The sequence below is a fragment of the Sphingomonas chlorellae genome (assembly GCF_056485145.1).
Genome location: NZ_JBQXXM010000004.1, coordinates 132235 through 154710, shown reverse-complemented (window position 1 = coordinate 154710; position 22476 = coordinate 132235). Strand labels below are relative to the sequence as shown.

The following is a 22476-nucleotide window of genomic DNA, read 5'->3' as shown; positions in this document are numbered from 1 at the left end:
AATTTTCACGCCGACGCTTCCTGCCGGGGAAGCGTGACCGGGGTATGACAGCACAGCCCTTGACTCATGGTCAACCCCCGGAAGCTGCCGGGGTCTGCACGCGATTCGCACCCAGCCCCACCGGGCGGCTCCATCTCGGCCATGCCTGGTCCGCCCTGGCCGCGCACGATTTCGCCCGCGCGCATGGCGGGCGCTTCCTGCTGCGGATCGAGGATATCGACGGCACGCGCAGCCGCCCCGAACATGTCGATGCGATCCTCGCCGATCTCGACTGGCTGGGGCTCGAATGGGACGGGCCGGTCTGGTTCCAGTCGCGGCGCCAGCCCGCCTATGACGCCGCGCTCGCCCGGCTGCGCGAACGGGGGCTGCTCTATCCCTGTTTCTGCACGCGCGCGGACATCGCCGCGCGGCTGTCGGCGCCGCACGGCCCCGACGGGCCGGTCTATCCCGGCACCTGCCGCGGGCTGCCGCCCGATCCCGCCCGCCTCGCCGCGACGCCGCACAGTTGGCGGATCGACATGGCGCGCGCGCTCGCGGCCGTTCCCGGCGGTGCCGCGGCGCTCGGCTGGGACGATGCCTTTGCCGGCCATGTCGCGGCCGATCCCGCCGCGCACGGCGACGTCATCCTCGCGCGCAAGGACGCGCCCGCCAGCTACCATCTCGCGGTCACGGTCGACGATGCGGCCCAGGGGGTCACGCACGTCGTGCGCGGCGCCGACCTGTTCGCGGCCACGCATGTCCACCGGCTGCTCCAGGCGCTGCTCGGGCTGCCGGTGCCGCTCTATCGCCACCACGCGCTGCTCGCCGGCCCCGACGGCCGGCGCCTTGCCAAGCGCCACGGCGCGCCGACGCTCGCCGCGATGCGCGAGGCGGGGCATGACGGCCGCGCCGTCGCCGATGCGTTGCGCGGCGGCCAACTTCCGATTGGCTTCGCCCCGGCGGCGGGTTAGGCTCGCGGGATGAACTGGCTGCTCGTGCTCGTCCTGGTCGCGATGATGGTCGCGACGCTCTTCACGCTCATTCGCGGGGTGGTGAACTTCCTGCGCGCGACCGAGGCCGATCTGAAGGGCGAAGGCCCCAGCAACCCCAGCCTCCGCTCGAACAAGCTGATGCAACAGCGCATCCTGTTCCAGGCGGGGGCGATCGTCGTGCTCGTGCTGCTGCTGATGGTCGCCTCGGCCAAGGGCTGAGCGCGCCGCGCCCGGGTGGGGGCGGGGGCTTCCCCTCCGGCCGCTTTCCCCCGCGCCGCTTCCGCTCTACACCGGCGGCACGATGGTCAAGCTCAACAAGATCTACACGCGCACCGGCGACGACGGCACCACCGGGCTGGTCGACGGCTCGCGCATTTCCAAGGCCGATCCGCGCATGGAAGCGATCGGCGATGTCGACGAAGCCAACAGCGCGATCGGCGTCGCCCGCGCGGGGCTGGCCGATCCATGGCTGCGCGACACCGTGCTCGCGCGCATCCAGAACGATCTGTTCGATCTCGGCGCCGATCTCGCGACGCCCGACGGAGTGGCGGGGGCGCTGCGCATCACCGACCCGCAGGTCGAATGGCTCGAGGCGACGATCGACCACATGAACGCGTCGCTCGCGCCGCTCAACAGCTTCATCCTTCCCGGCGGCAATCCCGATGCCGCGGCGGTCCATCTCGCCCGCGCGATCGTGCGCCGGGCGGAACGCGCCGCCGTGCTCGCCAACCGCACCGCGCCGCTCAACGCGGCGGCGCTCGCCTATCTCAACCGGCTTTCGGACCTGCTCTTCGTTGCGGCGCGCTTTGTGAACCAAAGCCGTGGCGGCGACGTTCTGTGGGTTCCAGGGGCATCGCGCTGAACCATAACGGTTCCTCCGGGGCGGGCAGCGCGGTCGTGGAGGAGACGGATCATGCCAATATCGACCGCCGCCGACCCGGCGCTGTCGCCCCTTGCCGATCGCTTCGTGCGCACGCGCGCGCTCACGGCCGCGATCGCCGCGCCGCTTTCCGACGCCGATGCGACGATCCAGTCGATGCCCGATGCGTCGCCCGCCAAATGGCATCTCGCGCACACCAGCTGGTTCTTCGAAACCTTCGTGCTGCGCGATCACGTCCCCGGCTACCGGCTGTTCGACGATCGCTGGGGCTTTCTCTTCAACAGCTATTATGACGCCGAAGGCGCACGCCAGGCGCGCGCCGCGCGCGGGATGCTCTCGCGGCCGACGCTCGATGCCGTGATCGCCTATCGCGCCGCGGTCGATGCCGCGGTGCGCGACGCGCTTCCCAACCTGTCCCCCGCCGCCGCCGCGCTCGTCCGGCTGGGGTGCGAGCATGAGGCGCAGCATCAGGAATTGCTGCTCACCGACATTCTCCATCATTTCTCGGTCAACCCGCTCGAACCGGCCGTCTGGCCGCCCGCGTCGGCGGGGGCGCCGCGGCCGCCCGCGGCGGTGCCCGCGCCGGTGCGCTGGCGCGAATCGGGGGAACGCATCGTCGCGATCGGCACCGACGGCGCGGCCGGGGCCGACGGCTTCGCCTTCGACTGCGAAACGCCGCGGCATCGCGTGCTGCTCAACGCGCATGCGCTGGCCGACCGCACCGTCACCAACGCCGAATGGCTGGGGTTCATCGCCGACGGCGGCTATCGCGATCCGCGGCTCTGGCTGTCCGACGGCTGGGCCTGGGTCCAGGCCAATGCGATCGCGGCGCCGCTCTACTGGCAACGCGCGCGCGACGGCGACGGCTGGACGCGGTTCGGGCTCGACGGGCGGCGTCCGGTCGATCCGGCGGCGCCGGTCACGCATGTCAGCTTTTTCGAAGCCGACGCCTATGCGCGCTGGGCCGGCGCGCGCCTGCCGCTCGAGGCCGAATGGGAGGCCGCGGCCGCGGGCGACGATCCCGACGGCGGCAACCAGCTCGACGCCGCCGGTCCGGTGGCGCCGCGTCCGGCGGGTGCGGGCTGGTTCGGCGATGTCTGGGAATGGACCGGCAGCGCCTATCGTCCCTATCCGGGCTTCGATCCGCCCGGGGGCGCGGTGGGCGAATATAACGGCAAGTTCATGAGCGGCCAGTTCGTGCTGCGCGGCGGCAGTTGCGCCACGCCGCGCGGCACCGTGCGCGCGACCACCCGCAACTTCTTCTACCCGCATCAGCGCTGGCAGTTCACCGGCGTGCGGCTCGCCAAGGATCTCTGACGATGCACACGCTTCTCGAAACGCCGGCCGATGCGCTCGCCCATCCGACGACGGGGCCGCGCTCGCGCGTCGATCCCCAGTTCCGCGCCGATGTGCTCGCCGGGCTCGCGCGGCGGCCGCGCGCGATTCCGGCGCGCTGGTTCTACGATCGGCGCGGCTCCGAACTGTTCGAAGCGATCACGCGGCTTCCCGAATATTATCCGACGCGGACCGAGACCGCGCTGCTCGAACGCGTCTGTCCGGCGCTGCCGGTGCCGCGGGGGGCGGCGGTGGTCGAATTCGGGTCGGGCGCGTCGGCCAAGACGCCGCACCTGCTGCGCGCGGTCGCGCCTGCGGCCTATGTGCCGATCGACATTTCGGGCGATTTCCTGCGCGAATCGGCGACCGCGCTTGGCAGCGCGTTTCCCGGGCTGCCCGTCTATCCGGTCGAGGCCGATTTCATGCGCCCGGTGCCGCTCCCCGCGCCGGTCGCGGGGCTGCCCAAGATCGGCTTCTTTCCCGGCTCGACGATCGGCAACCTCACCGCGCCGGCCGCGGTCGACCTGTTGCGCGCGATGCGCGACTGGCTGGGCGAGGGGGCGTGGCTGCTGATCGGGATGGACCGGATCAAGGATCCCGACATCCTCGTGCGCGCCTATGACGATGCGGCCGGCGTGACCGCGGCGTTCAACCGCAACCTGCTCGAACGGATCAATCGCGAGCTCGACGGGACGATCCCGGTCGACGCCTTCCGCCATCGCGCGATCTGGAATGCCGATTCGGCGCGGATCGAAATGCATCTCGAGGCAGTCCGGGCGGTTGGCTTTTCGGTTTCCGGGAACGACTTCGAAATCGCGGCGAACGACACGATTCACACCGAAAACAGCCATAAATACGGCCCGAACGGCAGCCGATTGCTGCTTCGCGCCGGCCATTGGGAGCCCGTGGCCGAATGGACCGATCCGCGCGACTGGTTCGCGCTGCTGCTGTGCCAGGCGCGCGCGATGACCAGCGCGCCCTGACAAGCTGTTTTATCTCAACGCGTTACGGCTTCCGCGTGCCAGATTCGCAGCCAGTTGATCGACCCCCGGCACTCGTCCATCTCGCGCACCTCGATCGCGCGGAACGAGGTGCCGTCCCAAATATATCGCGCACTTTCTCCACAATCGCCGACGCCGCGCCCTTTTGAATAGGTGGATAGTTCTGATTTCTTCGGATCCCATCCCGCATTCGTCAGCAACTCCGCGTCGCCAAGATAATCGAAGTCTGCCGTTTCTACTTTGCTTCCGCGGACAATAAAGGCGACGCTCGAAAAATTATAGGCGCCGTTCCCGCACGGTAGCAGCGCAAGCGTCGCGCCGCCGCCCAGTGCTGCCATCTCGACTTCCGGGGCGGGATTGTCGTCGCTGTAATTACTCGAACAATCCACCATCTTTTCCATCTGCGCCCGCATCGCGGCGGTAATCGGCACCGCCGTCCCATCGGCCTTCACCCCGACAATCCGCGGCACCGCCGGCGGTGCGGGCACTGCCGACGCCGGTTTCGGCCCCCGCGCAATCGCCGCCGTCACCCCGCCCGCACGCCCCTGCTCGGCATCGATGAAGCGCAGCGCAGCCGACGACCCCTTCAGCGAAACCCGCGCGATCATCTTCCCCCGCGCGTCGGCGAGCGTCAGCGCCGTGCCGTTGGCCGCAGCCGTGACCAGCCGCGCGGCGTCCGCACCCGTCAGCGTCACTTGCCCCTCGGCAATGCGGCCCGCACCGACCCGCTGCCCGTCGATGGCGACCACCGCGTCGCCCTTGGCATCCCCGGCGTCGATCGAGACCCGGAACGTGCCATCCGGCCCGGCCTTGCGCTCGATCGAGGCGAGCCGCGGTCCGTCATCGGGCCAGTCGCCGCCATCGGGCGCCAGCGCGGTCATCTCGCACGCCCGCACATTGTCGCAGGCGACGGCCCAATCGGAGAAAGTCTTGATCGAACCCATGGCAGGATCGGTCGGTACGGCGGCAAGGATCGCGAGGAGCAGCATGATCGCAGTCTAGCCGAGCCGGGCAGGGAGCGGTAGGGCGGCGGTCACGAACCACCAACGGAGACGAAACGATGCAGACGATCGGTGTAATCGGTGCAGGTCAGATGGGGGCGGGGATCGCCCAGGTTTCGGCGCAGTCGGGGTACCATGTGCTCCTGTCGGATGTGGACGTCGCGCGTGCCGAAGCCGGCAAGGCGGGGATTGCCAAGCAGCTCAAGCGTCTGGTCGAGAAGGAAAAGATCGCCGCGGCCGACGCCGACGCCGCGCTCGCCCGGATCGAGCCGGTCGGTGATGTCGCGGCGATGGCGCCGTGCGGCATCGTGATCGAGGCCGCGACCGAGCGTGAGTCGATCAAGCGCCAGATCTTCGAGAATGTCGGCAAGGTGCTCGGCGACGACGCGATCCTGGCAAGCAACACCTCGTCGATCCCGATCACGCGGCTGGCCCAGGCTGCGCCCGATCCCGCGCGGTTCGTCGGCGTCCACTTCTTCAACCCGGTGCCGGTGATGGGGCTGATCGAACTGATCCGCGGCCTTGCGACCTCGGACGCGACGGTGAAGACGGTCGAGGCGTTCGGTCAGTCGCTCGGCAAGCGTATCGTTCATGCCAACGACGCGCCCGGCTTCATTGTCAATCGCATCCTGCTGCCGATGCTCAACGAGGCCTGCTTCGCGCTGGGCGAGGGCGTCGCGACGATCCGTGACATCGACGCGGCGTGCCAGCTGGGCCTCAACCACCCGATGGGGCCGTTCACGCTGGCCGACTTCATCGGTCTCGACACGTGCCTCGAGATCTGCCGCGTGCTGTTCGAGGGGACGGGCGATCCCAAGTTCCGCCCGGCGCCGATCCTGGTCAAATATGTCGAAGCCGGCTGGTACGGTCGCAAGACCAAGCGCGGCTTCTACGACTATACCGGTCCGGAGCCGGTCCCGACGCGCTGATCTTCGCGGTTGCCGCAATCGAAAAGGGGGCGTCCGGCCAGTGCCGGGCGCCCCCCTTTTTTGGTTCGCGATGGCGCGGATGCGTCAGGGAAGCAGCAGCCCCGCGAGCGCTGCCGACATCAGATTGGCCAGGCTTCCGGCGATCAGCGCCCGGATGCCCAGCTTAGCGATGAGCGGGCGCTGATTGGGCGCGAGGCTTCCGGTCGAAGCCATCTGGATCGCGATCGAGCTGAAATTGGCGAAGCCGCACAGCGCAAAGGTGATGATCGCGCGCGTGCGCGGCGCCAGGTCGGTCATGTTGCCCAGGTCGATGAATGCGACGAACTCGTTGAGCACCAGCTTGGTGCCGAACAGGCCGCCCGCCTCGACCGCTTCGCGCCACGAAATGCCGAGCAGGTACATCACCGGGGCAAAGATGGTGCCGATGATCTTCTGAAAGCTCAGCCCGGCCAGGCCGCTTGCCCAGGCGGCATTGCCGCTCGCGTGGTAAACCCAGTCGCCTGCGCTCGCGAGCAGGCCGTTGGCAAGCGCGACGAGCGCGACGAACGCAAGCACCATCGCGCCGACCGCCACCGCGATCTTCACGCCGGTCGACGCGCCCGTCGCCGCCGCCATGATGATGTTGGCGGCGCGCTCTTCCTCCAGGTCGTGCTCGGCGAGCTTGATGACCTCTTCCTCGACATCGTCGCCCAGCGGCAGTTCGTCGTCGGCGACGTCGGTGTCGGGCATGATGATCTTGGCCATCAGCAGTCCGCCCGGTGCCGCCATGAACGACGCGGCGAGCAGGTAGGGGAGCGACCCCGGCCCCAGCAGGCTGGCATAGGCGGCAAGGATCGTGCCCGCGACGCCGGCCATGCCCACACTCATCACCGCAAAGAGCTGCGACGGCGTCAATCGCGCCAGATAAGGCCGGATCACCAGCGGCGATTCGCTCTGGCCGACGAAGATGTTGGCCGCCGCGCACAGCGATTCGACCTTGCTCGTTCCCACCACCTTCTCGATCGCGCCGCCGATCCAGCGGATCACGAACTGCATGATGTGAAGGTGATAGAGGATCGAGACCAGCGCGGCGAAGAAGACGATCACCGGCAGTGCGCTGATCGCGAAACTGTTTCCCCCCAGTTCAGGCTTGGCGAGCGGGCCGAACAGGAAGCTCGTGCCCGCGCTCGCATAGCCGAGCAGCGCCGAAACGCCGTTCGACATCGTGTGCAACAGGGCCTGGCCCCAGCTGGTCCGCAGCACGAGCACTGCGATGCCGGTCTGCAACGCAAATGCCGCGCCCACGACGCGAAGCTGGATCGCGCGGCGGTTGGTCGAAAGCAGGAATGCGATCGCAAGGATCGCCAGAATACCGAAGATACCGGTCGGAAAATGAGTCATCCGCTGAAATGCGCCCCAGCGCCGGCCCATGGGCGGCCGGCCAAACTTGCCGTTCATACACGTCGGGCGGGCGAAGGCGATAGGGGGCATTGCACGCGTACGATCGACGATGCAGGCCCGCAAATGGGACAGGTGCGACGCCTTCATGGCGGCTTCGGTGCACGGTCTTGCCGCCGCCCTCTTTCGCCGGCGGCGCTTTGCCGCTAGCGTCCTCCGATGGAAATCCGCTCCAGCGCCAGCATCACGCGCTCGCTCTTCTTCTTCTCGGTCTTTTACGGCGGCATGGTCTGCATTGCGGGGGTGCTTGGCAACAAGCAGGTCTCGCTCGGGCCGCTGTCGGTCCTCGGAACATGGGTGGGCGTCGGTCCGCTCGCGGTCGAGGCGGGAATCTTTGCCTTCCTCATGCTCGTCTCGGTGTCGAGCGCGGTTGCCGAACTCCATGGTCCGGAAATCGGGCGCCGCCTGGTGCTGTTCGGTTTCGTGCCGCTCGTCGTGTCGGTGCTGCTCTCGCTGCTCGTCCTCAGGCTCCCCGCTTCGGCGAGCATGGAGCCGAGCCGGCTCGCCGCCTTTACCCTGATGATGGAGGGGACGCCGCGAATCTGGCTGGGCGGAATCATCGCCTATGGCATTTCGCAGATCCTCAACGTGACGATCTTCGGCGCGCTGCGTTCGGGAACGGGGCGGATGCTGTGGCTGCGCGCGGCGCTGGCCAGCATGCTCAGCCAGATTGCCGACACGCTGATCTTCGTCACCGTGGCCTTCTATAACGTCTTTCCGATCGGCGAACTGCTCGTCGGACAGATGATTGCCAAGGTGGTGCTCAGCCTCGTGCTCGTTCCGCCGCTGATCTATGCCTTTGTCGCGTTCGGGCGCCGGCTCGACGGGCGGCGTCCGCTCTGACGTCGCAGCGGGCGTGCGTCGTCCCAGGGGTTGGGCTTCGTCGTCATTTGGCCTAAGGGCGCCCGAATGACCGATCACGCACCCGATCCGGCGATGCTCGCCAAGGCCGAAACGCTCACCGAGGCGCTGCCCTATCTGCAGCGCTATGCGGGGGCGACGTTTGTGGTGAAATATGGCGGCCACGCCATGGGCGATCCTGAGCTTCAGCGCCAGTTCGCCAATGACATGGTCCTGCTCAAGGCGGTGGGGATCAACCCGATCGTCGTTCATGGCGGCGGCCCCCAGATCGGCGCGATGCTCAAGCGCCTGGGCGTCGAATCCGAATTTGTCGGCGGCCTGCGCGTCACCGATGCCGAAACCGCACGGATCGCCGAGATGGTCCTGGCGGGCTCGATCAACAAGGAAATCGTCGGCTGGATCGCGCAGGCGGGCGGCCGGGCCGTGGGGATCGCGGGCAAGGATGCCGGCCTCGTCACTGCACGGAAGGTTGAAGGTCGTGCCGCCGACCCGCTTCAGGGGATCGAGCGCCACGTCGACCTCGGCTTCGTCGGCGAGCCGGTCGAGGTCGATCCGTCATTACTGAAGACGCTCGCCGACCAGGGCTTCATCCCCGTGGTCGCGCCGATCGCGATGGGTGCCGACGGCCATACGTACAACATCAACGCCGACACGATGGCGGGCGCGATCGCCGGCGCGTGCGGCGCATCGCGTTTCTTCCTGCTGACCGACGTTGCGGGGGTGCTCGACAAGTCGGGCGCACTCGTCACCGATCTCGATCCGGCCCGGATCGCCGCGCTCAAGGCCGATGGCACGATCTCGGGCGGCATGATCCCCAAGGTCGATACCTGCGTCGCTGCGGTTCAGGCCGGGGTCGATGCCGCGGTGATCCTTGACGGCCGCATCCCGCACGCGATGCTGCTCGAAATCTTCACCCGGTGCGGCGCCGGGACGCTGGTCCGCGCCTGAGGCTACGACCCGGGCGGCGGATGCGCCCGGGTTGTGCATCCCCTATATGCCCGGACGATAATGCCGGTTGTGGGCGCGGCAGGCTTTCCTGTATCCAGCCCCTCGGCGAATTGCGGAGACCCCCTTGAGCGACTTTCTGATAACGCTGCTGCAGATCGTGCAGATGCTGCTGACGGTGTTCTGGTGGATCATCGTGGTCCAGGCGATCATGTCGTGGCTGATCGCGTTCAACGTGATCAACACCTATAACGACTTCGTGCGTTCGCTGTGGAACGCGCTGCGCGTGATGACCGAACCCTTTTATCGGCCGATCCGCCGGATTCTCCCCGATTTCGGCGGGCTCGATTTTTCGCCCTTCGTGGTGCTGTTGCTGGTCATCATTCTGCAGAATTACCTGATCCCCTTTGCCGCGCGCCAGATCGCGCTGTCGGCAGCCGGCGTCTGAGTGCCTGCGTGGCGTGAGACGGCGGACGGACTGGAAATCGCCGTCCGCGTGACGCCGCGCGCCTCGCGCGACCGGATCGGGCCGGGAACGCCCGACCATTTCGCCGCCCGGCTTGCCGCCCCGCCCGTCGAAGGGGCGGCGAACACCGCACTCGTGGCGCTGGTCGCGCGCAGCTTTGGCGTGGCGCGGCGCGACGTCCGGCTGATTGCGGGCGATACTGCGCGGCTCAAGCGGCTGGCGGTCGCCGGCGACGCCGCGGCGCTGGCGCAAATCGCCGCGCGTCTCTATGAGGGCGAACCATGAGCGCAGCACTGATCGACGGCAAGGCCTTTGCCGCGGGCCTGCGGGCCCGTATCGCCAACCAGGTTTCCGAATTCCAGGCCGCAGCCGGGCGCGTTCCCGGCCTTGCGGTGGTGCTGGTGGGCGACGATCCCGCATCGGCCGTCTATGTGCGCTCAAAGGGCAAGATGACCCGCGAAGCGGGTATGGAGAGTTTCGAGCATCGCCTGCCGGCCGATGCCGGCCAGGATGCGCTGATCGCACTCGTCGATCAACTCAATGCCGATCCGCGGGTCGACGGCATCCTCGTCCAGTTGCCGCTGCCGGCGCATCTCGACGCGCAGGCGGTGCTGTTGCGGATCGACCCCGAAAAGGACGTCGACGGCTTCCATCCGGTCAATGCCGGGCGTCTCGCCACCGGGTTGCCCGGGTTCGTTCCGTGCACCCCGCTGGGTTGCCTGATGCTGCTCGAGGATCGGCTGGGCGACCTGTCGGGGCTCAATGCGGTGGTGATCGGCCGGTCCAACATCGTCGGCAAGCCGATGGCGGCGCTGCTCACCGCGCGCAACGCGACGGTCACGCTGGCGCATTCGCGCACGCGCAACCTGCCGCATTTCCTCGCCCATGCCGATATCGTCGTCGCCGCGGTCGGGCGTCCCCACTTCGTCAAGGGCGAATGGCTCAAGGCGGGCGCCACGGTGATCGACGTCGGCATCAACCGCGTCGACGGGGTTCTGGTCGGCGATGTCGATTTCGACAGCGCGGCGTCCGTCGCAGGCGCGATCACGCCGGTCCCCGGCGGAGTTGGGCCGATGACGATCGCCTGCCTGCTCCGCAACACGCTGGTCGCCGCGCACCGTCGCGACGGCATCGATCTCGACGAGTCGGCGTTGTGATCGGCGCGGGAGCGTGTCCGGCATGATCGAACTCTTCGTCTCGGCGTTCATCACCTTTTTCGTCGTGATCGATCCGCCGGGCTGTGCGCCGATCTTTGCGGGGCTGACGGCGGGCACCAATGCCGTTCACCGGCGCGCGATGGCGGTCCGGGCCGTGATCGTCGCGGGCATCATCCTGATCGGCTTTGCGCTCTTCGGCGAATTGCTGCTGCGCGCGCTCGGCATCAGCCTCAGCGCGTTTCGGATCGCGGGCGGGATCATGCTGTTCCTGATCGCGCTCGAAATGGTGTTCGAAAAGCGCACCGAGCGCCGTGAGGATCGCGCCGAGAAGGTCAAGGCGGGCGAGCCCGTCGACATCTCGATCTTTCCGATGGCGATGCCGATGCTGGCGGGGCCGGGATCGATCGCGTCGGTGATGCTGCTGATGTCGCAGAACAGCGGACTCGATCGTTCGGCGGTCGTCCTCGCGGCGATGATCGCGGTACTCGCGCTGTCGCTGCTGGCACTGCTTGCCGCCGGGCCGATCATGCGGCTGGTCGGAGCACGGATCGAGGCCGTGGTGTCACGGCTGCTCGGCGTCCTGCTCGCGGCGCTGGCGGCGCAGTTCGTGATCGACGGGATCCGCGCTAGCCTTGTGGCCGTGCGCGCGGCGACGGGGCACTGACGCCAGCCTTCTTGTCCGTCGCGGGGTCGTCGGGCAGGTCATAGCGGATTCGCCACAGCCGCAACGGCGATCCGGCGCGCAGCGCCACGGGCTCAAGCCAGCTCGGCACCTGCCCGCGGTGGAGCTGGGCGTAAAAGCCGTTCGGATTGCGTGCGCGGTACACCGTCGTTTCGGACAGGTTCGGGCAAACCAGCAGATATTCGGCATGGTGCCGCGCGGCGATGGCGCGGAACGCCTTGGCCGGGCCGGTGAAGGCGTGGTGGACGTCAAGGATCGCGTCGCCGTTCCGGTGATAGGGGCCGGCAACTGCGTCATGGTGCGTCACGACGATCAGCCGCGGCCCCAGGTCGACATGCGTGAACATGATCGCGCGCGGCAGGTTGTTGAGCGGGCTGAGCGACGTCACGCGGGCGCAGGCGGCATTGGCCTGTGCGACCTTGTCGGGGCCGCTCGTTCCCGGCTTGGCGGGCTTCTCTGCCGGCATGAAGCGGAGCACGAGCCCGGTGAAGAAGCCCGAGACGACAAGGAAGCCCGCCACGGCCCCCAGCACGCGCACCGCCATCCAGCGGCGGCGCAGGAACCAGGGCACGACGATCCAGACGAGCGCGGTCGCGCCGGCAACGCCCAGCATCTGTGCGGCCGGGGCGGCGCGCATCTGCCATAACAGCATCCCGCCGGCAAAGGCCGTGAACAGCGCAATCGCCGCCCACCCGGCCGCTGCCTGCGTGCCCCGCGTGCGCCAGACGCCGGCAAGCGCGCCGATCAGCCCCAGAATGGGCAGCGTCGCGACCGGAAACGCGTTCTTGAACGTCTGGCGATAGATCGGCCGCGCCTCGCGGACATTGTTGAGCCACGTGTTGGCCAGTTCGTCGGAAACCTGTTCGGGGCGGCCCAGGCACTGCGGGAACATGCCGACGAACCCGGCAATGATCGCCGCGCCGGCAACCGCCGCCAGGCCGAAACGTGCCCAGCGGCTACGCGGATTGGCCAGCGAGAGCGCAAAGAGCAGCGCGCCCGCCGCGACCATCACCGTCAGCCATACCGGCGTCAGCGCGTCGCAGCGCATGGCGTGGTTGGCGTTGGAGGCAAAGAACGCAAAGCCCGCGCTCGATCCGCCGGCAAGGCAAAGGCCATAGACCTGCATCCGGCGCACATCGGCCGAATCCCAGATCCACCGCAGCGCGATGATCGCCGCCGCCATCGCGCAATAGGGCAGCAGTTCGAGCCCGATCGTCAGCGACAGTGCGCTCGACAGGCCGACCGTGGCGCCGCCGCGTCCCCCCTTGGGGTCGGCCAGTCCGGCGACCGTCAGGGCCAGGCATGCGAGCTGCCAGCCATGATGGTCGATCCGCATCGGCGCGAACATCAGCATCGTCGAGGTGCAGCCGAGCAGGATGACGAGCGCGATCGGCCATGCCGCCGGGGCCAGCAGGCGGCGGATGGTGAGCACCAGCCCGGTCATCGCGATGCTCAGCGGAAGCAGCGGCGCGATGCCGCAGGCCCAGCGTTCGGCCGCCGCGGTGCCCAGTATCGGCTTCAGCAACAGGATCAGCCCCGCGATCGGCAGATCGACGAAACGCGACCAGTGGATGTCGAATCCGCCCAGTGCCGGGTCCATGCGATACTGGCGCAGGTCGTACCAGCCCTGGCCCGCCAGCAGCGCGCGGACCTGCATCAGCCGCATATTGTCGTCGGTGTCGCCCAGCACCAGCCAATAGATGTTGCCGTGGCGCTGCCACAGGAACCAGGCGACGACGCCCGCCCAGAAGGCGAAGGTCCAGGTCTTCCAGTTCTGATCGAGATCACGGTCGATCCGCCATCCGGCGAACAGGCGGGCGATGGTGTTGCGCTGCAAAATGGCTTTCCTCGTTCCGTCGCGCGCATTAGGGCGCGTTCTGGCTTCAGGGCAAGGGATCGTGACGGGACTGCTTCATCGATTGGAGGCGCTGCACGCCAGCGGGGCGCTGGGACAGCTGATCCGGTTCGTCATCGTCGGCGGACTGTCGACGCTTGTCTATGCCGCCGTCTATCTGCCGCTCGCCGGTCACGTGATGCATCCCGTGCTGGCGTCGATCGCCGGATTTCTGGTCGCGGTGGTGTTCGGTTTCTTCATGCACAGCCGCTGGAGCTTCCGCGGGCACCAGGCCGATGAGGGGCCCGGCACGCAATTTCGCTTCTTCGTGGTGCAGGGCGTGGGAATGCTGCTCAATGCGGGCTTCACCTGGGCGCTCACCGGTGGCATCGTGCCGGGACCGACCTGGCTTCCGCTGGTCCCGGTGGTGTTCGTCACGCCCTTCGCCACCTTCCTTCTCAATCGTCTCTGGGTTTTCGGCTGATGGACCGTATCGTTTACGACCGCATGGCGGCGCATGACACCACGCACTGGTGGTATCGCGCGCGCCGCGAGATCCTGGCCGACTATCTTGCGCATTGGGGGAATCTTCCCGCCGATGCCCATATTCTGGAGATCGGTTGCGGCACCGGGCATAACCTGCCGATGCTGTCGCGGTTCGGAACGGTCGATGCGATCGAGATCGACGCGACCGCCCGCGCCAAGGCTGCTGAACGGCTCGGCAAGCCGGTGGGGACCGCGCCGCTGCCCGAACTGCCCGGCGTGCCGCGTGCCAGCTACGATCTGGTCGCCGTTCTCGATGTCGTCGAGCATGTCGCCGACGATGTCGGTGCGCTGCGTGCCATGGCGACTTTGCTCAAGCCGGGCGGCAAGATCCTCGTCACCGTGCCGGCGCATCAGTGGATGTGGAGCGCGCATGACGTCGTGAACCATCACCAGCGCCGCTATTCGAAGGCGGCGTTCGAGTCGGCGCTCGCCAGCGCCGGGCTCAAGTGGCGCAAGCTCGGCTATTTCAATTCGCTGCTGTTCCCGGTGGCGGTCGCGGCGCGGTTCGCCGGCAAGCTGATGGGCAAGGACGACAGCGACGACTCGCCGCCGCCCGCGCTGGTCAATGCGGTGTTCCAGCGGATCTTTGCGGCCGAGCGCCATCTGGTCGGGCGGCTGCCGATGCCGCCGGGCCTTTCGCTGATCGCGCTCGCCGAACCGCGTTAGTTCCGGCGGCCCCGCGCGGCACGCGGTCGCGACGGGGCTTTTTGCCGGTGTGGGGTGCCGGTGTGGGGCTGGCGCCCCGTTCCGCGTCAGTGGCGTTCGTTCTCGCCCTGAAGCGGGTGGAGCGGCACTTCCTCCTCGGCATCGTCGGCATAGCGATAGCCGAGCGTTGCGTGGCGCTGCACCGGTCCGGCGATGTCGGCGATCAGATAGAGCGGCCGGCGCTTCGACTCGACATAGAGGCGGCCCAGATACTCGCCGATCATCCCCAGCACGAACATCTGCACCGCGCCCAGCACGACGACGACGAGCATCAGCGATGTCCAGCCCGGGATCGCCGAACCCATCAGCCAGCCGAACACGATATAGAGCACCAGCAACGCCGATGCCGCCGTCAGGATCAGGCCGACATGGCTGGCAAAGCGCAGCGGTGCGGTCGAAAAGCCCGTGATCGCGTCGAGTGCGAAGCGGATCATCTTGCCCAGCGGGTATTTGGTCACGCCCGCGTGGCGCTCGTGCCGGTCATAGACGAACGGCACCTGCTTGAACCCGATCCACGCCACCATCCCGCGGATGAAGCGCGCCTGTTCGGGCAGCGACAGCAGCGCGTCGAGCGCACGGCGGGTCATCAGGCGGAAATCGCCGGTGTCGAGCGGGATCGGCGTGTCGGTGATCCGGTCGAGCGCGCGATAGAAGATCGCCGCCGTCATCTTCTTGAACACGCTCTCGCCCGCGCGCTTGCGCCGAACGGCATAGACCACGTCGGCCTGTTGCGACCGCAGCGCCGCGCGCATGTCGGCCAGCAATTCGGGCGGATCCTGCAGGTCGGCGTCGATGATGAGGATCTCGTCCCCCGCGCACAGGTCGAGTCCGGCCGTCAGCGCGAGCTGGTGGCCATGGTTGCGCGACAGGTTGATCGCGACGAGATGCGGATCGACGGCAGAAAGCCGCTGCATCACCTGCCAGCTATTGTCGCGCGATCCGTCGTTGATCAGCACGATCTCGTAATCGTCGCCCACGGCCGCGTGTGCCGCAGCGGAGACGCGCGCGTGCAGCGCCTCCAGGCACGCTTCTTCGTTGTAGCAGGGGACGACGACGGAAAGTTTGGGTCGGTTCATGGGCGGCCTCTCTAGCCTTGTGCGCCCCGCTTCGCAAAGGCGATTAGCAGGGCGCAGGCGAAAGGTTCCGCGTCGTCACGCGCGTTCGGCAGAGTTCACCGCGTCTGCTGCGCGCAACGCCGCAAGCAGCCGCATCAGGTGCGCGGCGTTGCGTACCTCCAGGTCGATCGTGTTGGTGTGAAAGGTGGTGTCGCGGTTGTCGAGCCGCAGCCCCAGGATGTTCGCCTTGTGCTGGCCGATGATCGTCGCGATCGCGCCCAGCGCGCCCGGCTCGTTCTTCAGCGTCACGGCGATGCGCGCGGTCCCGCCTTCGGCCTTGTCGCCCCAGGTGAGGTCGACCCAGTCGTCCTCGCCGACATCCGCCAGGCTCGCGCAGTCGATGGCGTGGACCTCGATCGGCTTGCCGGGGCGGCGGATGCCGACGATCCGGTCGCCGGGAATCGGTCGACAATCCTCCGACAGGACGAATGCGACGCCGGGAGTGAGCCCCTTGATATCGATCGCGGAGCTTTGCGGGGGCGCGGCGTGCTCGGCATTTTCCGCCGATCCGGGCATGATCGCCTCCATCACCTGCGCATCGGTCAGCTTGCGCCGCGCAATGGCCTCCATCAACGCGTCCTCGTCGCTGAGCTTCAGCCGCTTCAGCGCGTCGCCGGTCGCTTCGGGGCCGGCGGGGGTGGGCAGGCGATGCAGGATGTCCTCGAACAGCTTGCGGCCCAGCTTCAGCGTCTCGTCGCGCTCCTTCAGGCGGATGTGCCGCCGGATCGCCGCGCGCGCCTTGCCCGTGATGGCAAAGGCAAGCCAGTTGGGCTGCGGTTCCTGCGCCTTGGACCGCAGGATCGCGACCTGGTCGCCCTGCTGGATTTCGGTGCGCAGCGGCACCACCCGGCCGTTGATCTTGGCCCCCACTGCCTGGTCGCCCAGGTCGGTATGCACGGCATAGGCAAAGTCGATGGGCGTCGCGCCCTTGGGCAGCTGGATCAGCTCGCCCTTGGGCGTGAAGGCAAAGATGCGATCCTGGTACATCGCCATCCGCGTGTGCTCGAGCAGTTCCTCGGGACTTGCGGCATGGTCGAGGATTTCGACCAGATCGCGGATCCAGCTGACCTGCGTGTCGGGGCGGACGGCGCTCTGCTTGTACGCCCAGTGCGCGGCGAGCCCGTATTCGGCCTGTGCGTGCATCTCGCGGGTGCGGATCTGCACCTCGATCCGCATATTCTCGGCGTGGATGACGGTGGTGTGCAGCGAACGATAGCCGTTGCGCTTCGGCGTCGAGATGTAATCCTTGAACCGTCCCGGCACCATCGGCCAGCGGCGGTGGATCAGTCCCAGCGCCCGGTAACACTCCTCCTCGGTCTCGACCATCGCGCGGAAGGCGATGATGTCCGACAGCTGTTCGAGGCTGACGTGCCGCTCGGACATCTTCTTCCAGATCGAATAGGGGTGCTTTTCGCGCCCCGTGACCTCGGCTTCGATGCCGCCGCGCGCGAGCAGTTGCTGGAGCTGGGTCGACGTCTTCTGGACGCGGTCCTCGCCTTCGATGCGTAACGCCTCGAGCCTGCGCTTGATCGATTCATAGGCGTCGGGTTCGAGTTCGCGAAAGGCGAGCGTCTGCATCTCCTTCATGAACTCGTACATGCCGATCCGCTCGGCGAGCGGGGCATAGATGTCCATCGTCTCGCGCGCGATCCGCTTGCGCTTGTCCGGGTTCTTGATGAAATGGAGCGTGCGCATGTTGTGCAGCCGGTCGGCAAGCTTGACCAGCAGCACGCGAATGTCGTCCGACATGGCGAGCAGGAATTTGCGCAGGTTTTCGGCGGCGCGCTCGCTTTCGGTCTGTGCCTCGATCTTCGACAGCTTGGTCACGCCGTCGACCATCCGGGCGACATTCTCGCCGAACAGGCGCCGGATCTCGTCCGGCGTCGCCACCGTGTCCTCGATCGTGTCGTGAAGGATTGCGGTGGCGATCGTCTCGTCGTCGAGGTGCAGGTCGGTCAGAATGCCCGCCACCTCGATCGGGTGGCTGAAATACGGATCGCCCGACGCGCGCTTCTGCGTGCCATGGGCGTTGACCGAAAACACATAGGCGCGGTTGAGCAGCGCCTCATCGGCATGAGGATCGTAGGAAAGAACCCGATCGACCAGTTCATATTGTCGCAGCACGGCACCTAAATGGGGCGCCGTGCCGCGGCAATGCAACGCTTTTCCGCGGTCAGCGTGCTTTTGCGTTGCACTTGGCCAGCGCATCGGCGCTGAACTCGGTCTCGCCGGCGCGGAAAGCGGTCAGCGTGCCGATCTCGCGGGCAACCAGTTCGCACATCACCGCGTCGCGCATCTCGGCGCGCGGCGCCGTGCAGCCGCCTTCCTGGCACTTCCAGATCGCGCTGCGCGTCACGAAGCTCGCCTTGGCGGATGTCTTGGCCGGGACCGCCGAATAATAGCCGCCGCGCGCCTGCGCGAGTGCATCGGTCGAAAAGATGCCCGCCGTCGTCGCTGCCAGCATGACGGCAGCCAGCCCGGCGACACTGGAAATCCCCCGCATTTCAATCCCTCTCCTGTCCATTATGCTTGCGCAGCAGGATTAATGACATCACGTTAAGTTGCAATGGAGAACTATTGCTGCGGCGCAAGATGTGGTGTCGTTCGCGTCGTCAGTCGAAAGGGGAATGGAACATGGCAGGGGCGATCCAGCAGGCGCTGCGCGAACTGGCGGCCCGGTGCAGCCTTCCTGCCGCGCTCGAGGCGATGGGCGAGCGCTGGTCCTTCCTCATCCTGCGCGGGTCGTTCAACGGCCTCTGCCATTTCGAGGAGTTCCAGTCCGAACTCGGGATCGCGCGCAACATCCTTGCCAACCGGCTGCAACGGCTGGTGGACAAGGGCATCCTCGAACGCTGCCGGTGCGCCGACGATCGTCGCAAGATCGAGTATCGGCTGACCGAGAAGGGCTATGCGCTGCTCCCCACCATGGTCGCGCTGCGCCAGTGGGGCGAACGGTGGGAAACGGGAATGCCCGCCAGCCCGATTCTGGTCGACGCGCGCGACCATCGTCCGATCGCGCCGGTGACGGTCCAGGCGCACGACGGCAGGGTGCTGGGCAAGGGCGACCTGCTCTGGGCGCTGCCGGAGGAGGTGGCGTCGTCGCAGGACGACGGCAGGGCCGGCGACTGACGCTTCGCCGGCGTCGGAGCACGTCGCCGCAGCCCAACGAAAATGCCCCGGCGGTGCGGACAGGCACCCCCGGGGCATCGTCGGTTCAGCCGGTCGGCAGGCTCAGGCGGCGAACGCCTCTGCCTCGACCGCATAGAGCACGTCGGCCTTCGCCATCGCCGCGGCCTTCAGCCCCAGCGCCTCCGGCACGATCTGCTCGACATAGAAGCGCGCGACCGTCTGCTTCATCTTCAGGAACTTCGGCTCGCCTTCCGAGCGGGCGGCGATCCGGCCCTGGTCCTCGAGCAGCCAGCCGCACACGGCGGTCGAGAGCATGGTGAGGAACGGATAGCTCGCGGCCAGCCGGTCGTCGGTCTCGGCGCCCAGCAGGTAGCGCGCGACCTCGTCGCAGGTATCGACAAGCTGGAGCAGCACCGGGCTCTCCGCCTCGGCCCGCATCTTGGCGAGCAGCCCCAGCATCGTCGCGCCGTTGTCCATGCTCAGCTTGCGACCGACCAGGTCGGCGGCCTGGATGCCGTTCGTGCCTTCATAGATCGGCGTGATGCGCGCATCGCGGAAATGCTGGGCCGCACCGGTCTCCTCGATATAGCCCATGCCGCCATGCACCTGGATGCCCAGGCTCGCGACTTCGTTGCCGATGTCGGTGCCGTGCGCCTTGGCGAGCGGGGTCAGCAGGTCGACCATCGCCTGCGCGCCCTCGATCCCCTTATGGGCGCGATCGAGCTGGCCGAACGCGTAATAGACGAGCGCACGCGCCGCCTGCGTCTGGGCCTTCATGCGCAGCAGCATGCGGCGCACGTCGGGATGCTCGATGATCGCCACCGAGTCGCGGCTGGCCGAGCCGGCGCGTGCCGACTGGATGCGCTCGCGGGCATAGGCGACGGCGCGCTGCGTCGCGCGTTCGGCGACCTGCACGCCCTGCAGCCCGACGTTCAGTCGCGCGTTGTTCATCATCGTGAACATCGCACGGATGCCGCCGAATTCGGGTCCGATCAGCTCGCCGATGCAGTCGTCATTGTCGCCGAAGCTCAGCACGCAGGTGGGCGAGGCATGCAGGCCCATCTTGTGCTCGATCGACACGACGCGGATGTCGTTGAACGCACCCGGCGTACCGTCGGCGTTCAGGCGGTACTTGGGGACGAGGAACAGCGACAGCCCCTTGGTGCCCGCCGGTGCCCCGGGCGTGCGCGCCAGGACCAGATGGACGATGTTGTCGACCATGTCGTGGTCGCCGAACGAAATGAAGATCTTGGTGCCCTTGATCTTCCACTTGCCTTCGCCGGCGGGCTCGGCCTTGGTCTTGAGCGCGCCGACGTCCGAACCGGCCTGCGGCTCGGTCAGGTTCATCGTGCCGCTCCACTCGCCGGTCGCGAGCTTGGGCAGGTAAAGCGCCTGCTGCTCGGCCGAGCCGTGGTGCGTCAGCGCCTCGACCGCGCCGACGGTCAGGATGGGGGCGAGGGCAAAGCCCATGTTCGCCGTGCCCAGCGTCTCCAGCACCGCGACCGACAGGCTCACGGGCAGGCCCTGCCCGCCGAAATCGGCAGGCGACCCGATCGTGCCCCAGCCGCCTTCGACAAAGGCCTTGTACGCGGCCGGAAAGCCTTCCGGCATTTTGACGCCCTCGGGCGTCCACTTCGGACCCTGTGTATCGCCGAGCCGTTCCAGCGGCGCCCATTCGCCCGCTGCGAACTGCCCCGCGCCTTCGAGAACGGCGTCGACCAGGTCCGGCGTCGCTTCATCGCTGATTTCCGAGAGGCGGACGACATGGTCCAGTACGAAACGCTGCTCGGTCGTGGCGGGGGTGAACATTCTTGCCCTCTCTTGTGTGACTCCCGTCGGCGCTATAGCCCCAGGGAGGTGATCTCAGCAAATCCGCGTTTGATGACCTTTGGTACGGCCGCGATCGCCGAAGCGGCGGCGATCATCCGGGCCGGCGGCTGCGTGGCGGTGCCCACCGAAACCGTCTATGGCCTTGCCGCCGATGCCACCAATTCCCAAGCGGTCGCAGGTATTTACGCGGCAAAGGGGCGGCCGTCGTTCAACCCGCTGATCGTCCATTTGCCCGATCTTGCCGCAGCCGAGCGGATCGCGGTGTTCGATGATCGGGCACGCGATCTTGCCCGTCGCTTCTGGCCGGGGCCGTTGACGCTGGTGCTTCCGCTTCGCCCCGAGTCGCAAATCGCCAGCCTGGTGACCGCGGGCCTGCCGACCGTCGCGCTGCGCGTGCCGCGTCACCGGGCGATGCAGGCCTTGCTCGCCGCCAGCGGGCGCCCGCTCGCCGCCCCGTCCGCCAATGCCAGCGGTTCGATCAGCCCCACGCGTGCGGAGCATGTCGCGGCAAGCCTCGCCGGCCGCATCCCGCTGGTGATCGACGACGGCGCGACGCCGGCGGGGATCGAATCGACGATCGTGGCGGGCGATGCGATCCTGCGCCCTGGGCCGCTGACCGCGGCGGTGCTCGGCCTGGCCGATCGCGTCGCCACCACCGCCGGGATCGTCGCGCCGGGGCAGATGTCGAGCCATTATGCGCCCGGCAAGCCCGTCCGCCTGGGCGTCACCGTCGCCGATCCGGACGAATGGCTGATCGGCTTCGGCGCGGTTGCGGGCGACGACACGCTGTCGGCGACGGGCGATCCGGCGGAGGCGGCGGCGCGGCTGTTCGATGCCCTCCATCGCGCCGACGCCGCACCGGCGCCGCGTATCGCCGTTGCGCCGGTGCCCGAAAGCGGCATCGGCGTGGCGATCAACGACCGCCTCCGCCGGGCCGCCTTTCCGCGCGATGCCGCCCCCGCCGGCAACACGGCCGGGTAGGGGCGGCGAACCCGCGGTGCGCGCGGGTGTCAGGCGGCGGGCGTGGCGCCCTCTTCCTTCACGCGCGCAGCGAAGCTCTTGCGGAGCTTGCGCAGCTTGGGGGGGATGACCGCCAGGCAATAGGGGTTCCGCTGTCCTTCGCCTTCCCAATATTGCTGGTGATAGTCCTCGGCGGGCCACCATTCGCCCAGCGGCTCGATCGCGGTCACGATCGGCGCGGGCCATTCGGCCTGGTTGCGCGCGATGGCGGCACGCGCCTCGGCTTCCTGCTCGGGCGAATGCGGGAAGATCGCCGAACGATACTGGGTGCCGACGTCATTGCCCTGGCGGTTGAGCGTCGTCGGGTCGTGCGTCGCGAAAAAGATGTCGAGCAGGTCGGCATAGCGCAACTGATCGGCGTCATAGGTGACGCGGATCGCCTCGGCGTGGCCGGTATCGCCCGAACAGACCTGCTTGTAGGTCGGGTTGGCCGCCGTGCCGCCGGTATAGCCGCTCTCGACCGACTGGACGCCGATCACGTCCTTGAACACCGCCTCGGTGCACCAGAAACAGCCGCCCGCCAGCGTCGCGGTCTCGATCGTCATCAAAATCTCCTCGTTTCGTCGTCTCGAAGATAGGTGCGCCATGGCGCCATGCAACGCGTGGGTGTAGGTCCGCGCGCAAAGGAGATT

General features: G+C 67.8%; 24 protein-coding genes. 16 read left to right on the top strand and 8 right to left on the bottom strand.

Annotation, left to right across the window (positions count from 1 at the left end; translation table 11 throughout):
* Positions 1-59 precede the first annotated feature (59 nt).
* The 5 genes from gluQRS (at position 60) to egtD (ending at position 4169) form a co-directional block, all read left to right on the top strand.
* Complete coding sequence (gene gluQRS, locus ACT3CF_RS12135) at positions 60-950, top strand: tRNA glutamyl-Q(34) synthetase GluQRS (RefSeq protein ID WP_478423103.1); 891 nt, start codon at positions 60-62, stop codon at positions 948-950.
* Between the two features lie 9 nt (positions 951-959).
* The gene (locus ACT3CF_RS12130) at positions 960-1190 is read left to right on the top strand and encodes a twin transmembrane helix small protein (RefSeq protein WP_478423101.1); all 231 of its coding nucleotides are present in this window, start codon (positions 960-962) and stop codon (positions 1188-1190) included.
* An 82-nt stretch (positions 1191-1272) separates the two neighbouring features.
* Complete coding sequence (locus ACT3CF_RS12125) at positions 1273-1833, top strand: cob(I)yrinic acid a,c-diamide adenosyltransferase (RefSeq protein ID WP_478423099.1); 561 nt, start codon at positions 1273-1275, stop codon at positions 1831-1833.
* A gap of 51 nt (positions 1834-1884) precedes the next feature.
* Complete coding sequence (egtB, locus tag ACT3CF_RS12120; RefSeq protein ID WP_478423097.1) at positions 1885-3168, top strand: ergothioneine biosynthesis protein EgtB; 1284 nt, start codon at positions 1885-1887, stop codon at positions 3166-3168.
* 2 nt (positions 3169-3170) lie between these two features.
* Positions 3171-4169 carry an L-histidine N(alpha)-methyltransferase gene (gene egtD, locus ACT3CF_RS12115; RefSeq protein WP_478423095.1) on the top strand — a complete coding sequence of 333 codons (999 nt, stop codon included), beginning with the start codon at positions 3171-3173 and terminating at the stop codon, positions 4167-4169.
* 14 nt (positions 4170-4183) lie between these two features.
* Here the strand turns inward: egtD and ACT3CF_RS12110 are convergent, their stop codons facing one another.
* The gene (locus tag ACT3CF_RS12110) at positions 4184-5176 is read right to left on the bottom strand and encodes a DUF1176 domain-containing protein (RefSeq protein WP_478423093.1); all 993 of its coding nucleotides are present in this window, start codon (positions 5174-5176) and stop codon (positions 4184-4186) included.
* A gap of 71 nt (positions 5177-5247) precedes the next feature.
* Here ACT3CF_RS12110 and ACT3CF_RS12105 point away from each other — a divergent pair, with 71 nt between their 5' ends.
* Positions 5248-6117 (top strand): 3-hydroxyacyl-CoA dehydrogenase NAD-binding domain-containing protein, encoded by an 870-nt coding sequence (locus ACT3CF_RS12105; RefSeq protein WP_478423092.1) that lies wholly within the window; start codon positions 5248-5250, stop codon positions 6115-6117.
* A gap of 84 nt (positions 6118-6201) precedes the next feature.
* On the opposite strand, the gene ACT3CF_RS12100 is transcribed toward ACT3CF_RS12105, so the two are convergent.
* Positions 6202-7497, bottom strand: coding sequence for a NupC/NupG family nucleoside CNT transporter (locus ACT3CF_RS12100; RefSeq protein WP_478423090.1), 1296 nt, complete (start codon positions 7495-7497; stop codon positions 6202-6204).
* A 216-nt stretch (positions 7498-7713) separates the two neighbouring features.
* Between ACT3CF_RS12100 and ACT3CF_RS12095 the strand changes: the two genes are divergently transcribed.
* The 6 genes from ACT3CF_RS12095 (at position 7714) to ACT3CF_RS12070 (ending at position 11647) form a co-directional block, all read left to right on the top strand.
* Positions 7714-8397 carry a queuosine precursor transporter gene (locus tag ACT3CF_RS12095; RefSeq protein ID WP_478423088.1) on the top strand — a complete coding sequence of 228 codons (684 nt, stop codon included), beginning with the start codon at positions 7714-7716 and terminating at the stop codon, positions 8395-8397.
* A 66-nt stretch (positions 8398-8463) separates the two neighbouring features.
* Entirely contained in the window at positions 8464-9363 is a 900-nt protein-coding gene (gene argB, locus ACT3CF_RS12090) for an acetylglutamate kinase (RefSeq protein ID WP_478423086.1), read from the top strand.
* A gap of 163 nt (positions 9364-9526) precedes the next feature.
* A complete protein-coding gene (locus ACT3CF_RS12085) occupies positions 9527-9808 on the top strand; it encodes a YggT family protein (protein WP_478423483.1) in 282 nt (93 codons plus the stop codon).
* On the top strand, positions 9809-10111 hold the full coding sequence (locus tag ACT3CF_RS12080) for a DUF167 domain-containing protein (RefSeq protein ID WP_478423084.1): 303 nt from the start codon (positions 9809-9811) through the stop codon (positions 10109-10111). It begins immediately after the preceding gene.
* Positions 10108-10983, top strand: coding sequence for a bifunctional methylenetetrahydrofolate dehydrogenase/methenyltetrahydrofolate cyclohydrolase FolD (folD, locus tag ACT3CF_RS12075; RefSeq protein ID WP_478423082.1), 876 nt, complete (start codon positions 10108-10110; stop codon positions 10981-10983). The genes ACT3CF_RS12080 and folD overlap by 4 nt, the downstream gene beginning before the upstream one ends.
* Before the next feature lie 22 nt (positions 10984-11005).
* Positions 11006-11647, top strand: coding sequence for a MarC family protein (locus tag ACT3CF_RS12070; protein ID WP_478423080.1), 642 nt, complete (start codon positions 11006-11008; stop codon positions 11645-11647).
* On the opposite strand, the gene ACT3CF_RS12065 is transcribed toward ACT3CF_RS12070, so the two are convergent.
* Positions 11610-13502: an AcrB/AcrD/AcrF family protein gene (locus tag ACT3CF_RS12065; protein ID WP_478423078.1), complete on the bottom strand. Its 1893-nt coding sequence runs from the start codon at positions 13500-13502 to the stop codon at positions 11610-11612. The genes ACT3CF_RS12070 and ACT3CF_RS12065 overlap by 38 nt on opposite strands.
* Before the next feature lie 61 nt (positions 13503-13563).
* On the opposite strand from ACT3CF_RS12065, the gene ACT3CF_RS12060 reads away from it, so the two are divergent.
* Together ACT3CF_RS12060 and ACT3CF_RS12055 are read left to right on the top strand one after the other, a co-directional pair.
* Positions 13564-13983 (top strand): GtrA family protein, encoded by a 420-nt coding sequence (locus ACT3CF_RS12060; protein ID WP_478423076.1) that lies wholly within the window; start codon positions 13564-13566, stop codon positions 13981-13983.
* Positions 13983-14711: a class I SAM-dependent methyltransferase gene (locus tag ACT3CF_RS12055; protein ID WP_478423074.1), complete on the top strand. Its 729-nt coding sequence runs from the start codon at positions 13983-13985 to the stop codon at positions 14709-14711. The genes ACT3CF_RS12060 and ACT3CF_RS12055 overlap by 1 nt, the downstream gene beginning before the upstream one ends.
* Before the next feature lie 86 nt (positions 14712-14797).
* On the opposite strand, the gene ACT3CF_RS12050 is transcribed toward ACT3CF_RS12055, so the two are convergent.
* The 3 genes from ACT3CF_RS12050 to ACT3CF_RS12040 form a co-directional block, all read right to left on the bottom strand.
* A complete protein-coding gene (locus ACT3CF_RS12050) occupies positions 14798-15826 on the bottom strand; it encodes a glycosyltransferase family 2 protein (protein ID WP_478423072.1) in 1029 nt (342 codons plus the stop codon).
* A 75-nt stretch (positions 15827-15901) separates the two neighbouring features.
* A complete protein-coding gene (locus ACT3CF_RS12045) occupies positions 15902-17989 on the bottom strand; it encodes a RelA/SpoT family protein (protein WP_478423070.1) in 2088 nt (695 codons plus the stop codon).
* A gap of 49 nt (positions 17990-18038) precedes the next feature.
* Positions 18039-18368: a CC_3452 family protein gene (locus ACT3CF_RS12040; protein WP_478423068.1), complete on the bottom strand. Its 330-nt coding sequence runs from the start codon at positions 18366-18368 to the stop codon at positions 18039-18041.
* A 131-nt stretch (positions 18369-18499) separates the two neighbouring features.
* Between ACT3CF_RS12040 and ACT3CF_RS12035 the strand changes: the two genes are divergently transcribed.
* Positions 18500-18994, top strand: coding sequence for a winged helix-turn-helix transcriptional regulator (locus ACT3CF_RS12035; protein WP_478423066.1), 495 nt, complete (start codon positions 18500-18502; stop codon positions 18992-18994).
* Between the two features lie 102 nt (positions 18995-19096).
* On the opposite strand, the gene ACT3CF_RS12030 is transcribed toward ACT3CF_RS12035, so the two are convergent.
* Entirely contained in the window at positions 19097-20803 is a 1707-nt protein-coding gene (locus tag ACT3CF_RS12030) for an acyl-CoA dehydrogenase (protein WP_478423064.1), read from the bottom strand.
* Between the two features lie 72 nt (positions 20804-20875).
* Here ACT3CF_RS12030 and ACT3CF_RS12025 point away from each other — a divergent pair, with 72 nt between their 5' ends.
* A complete protein-coding gene (locus ACT3CF_RS12025; RefSeq protein ID WP_478423062.1) occupies positions 20876-21805 on the top strand; it encodes an L-threonylcarbamoyladenylate synthase in 930 nt (309 codons plus the stop codon).
* A gap of 29 nt (positions 21806-21834) precedes the next feature.
* On the opposite strand, the gene msrA is transcribed toward ACT3CF_RS12025, so the two are convergent.
* A complete protein-coding gene (gene msrA, locus ACT3CF_RS12020; RefSeq protein WP_478423060.1) occupies positions 21835-22389 on the bottom strand; it encodes a peptide-methionine (S)-S-oxide reductase MsrA in 555 nt (184 codons plus the stop codon).
* Positions 22390-22476 lie beyond the last annotated feature (87 nt).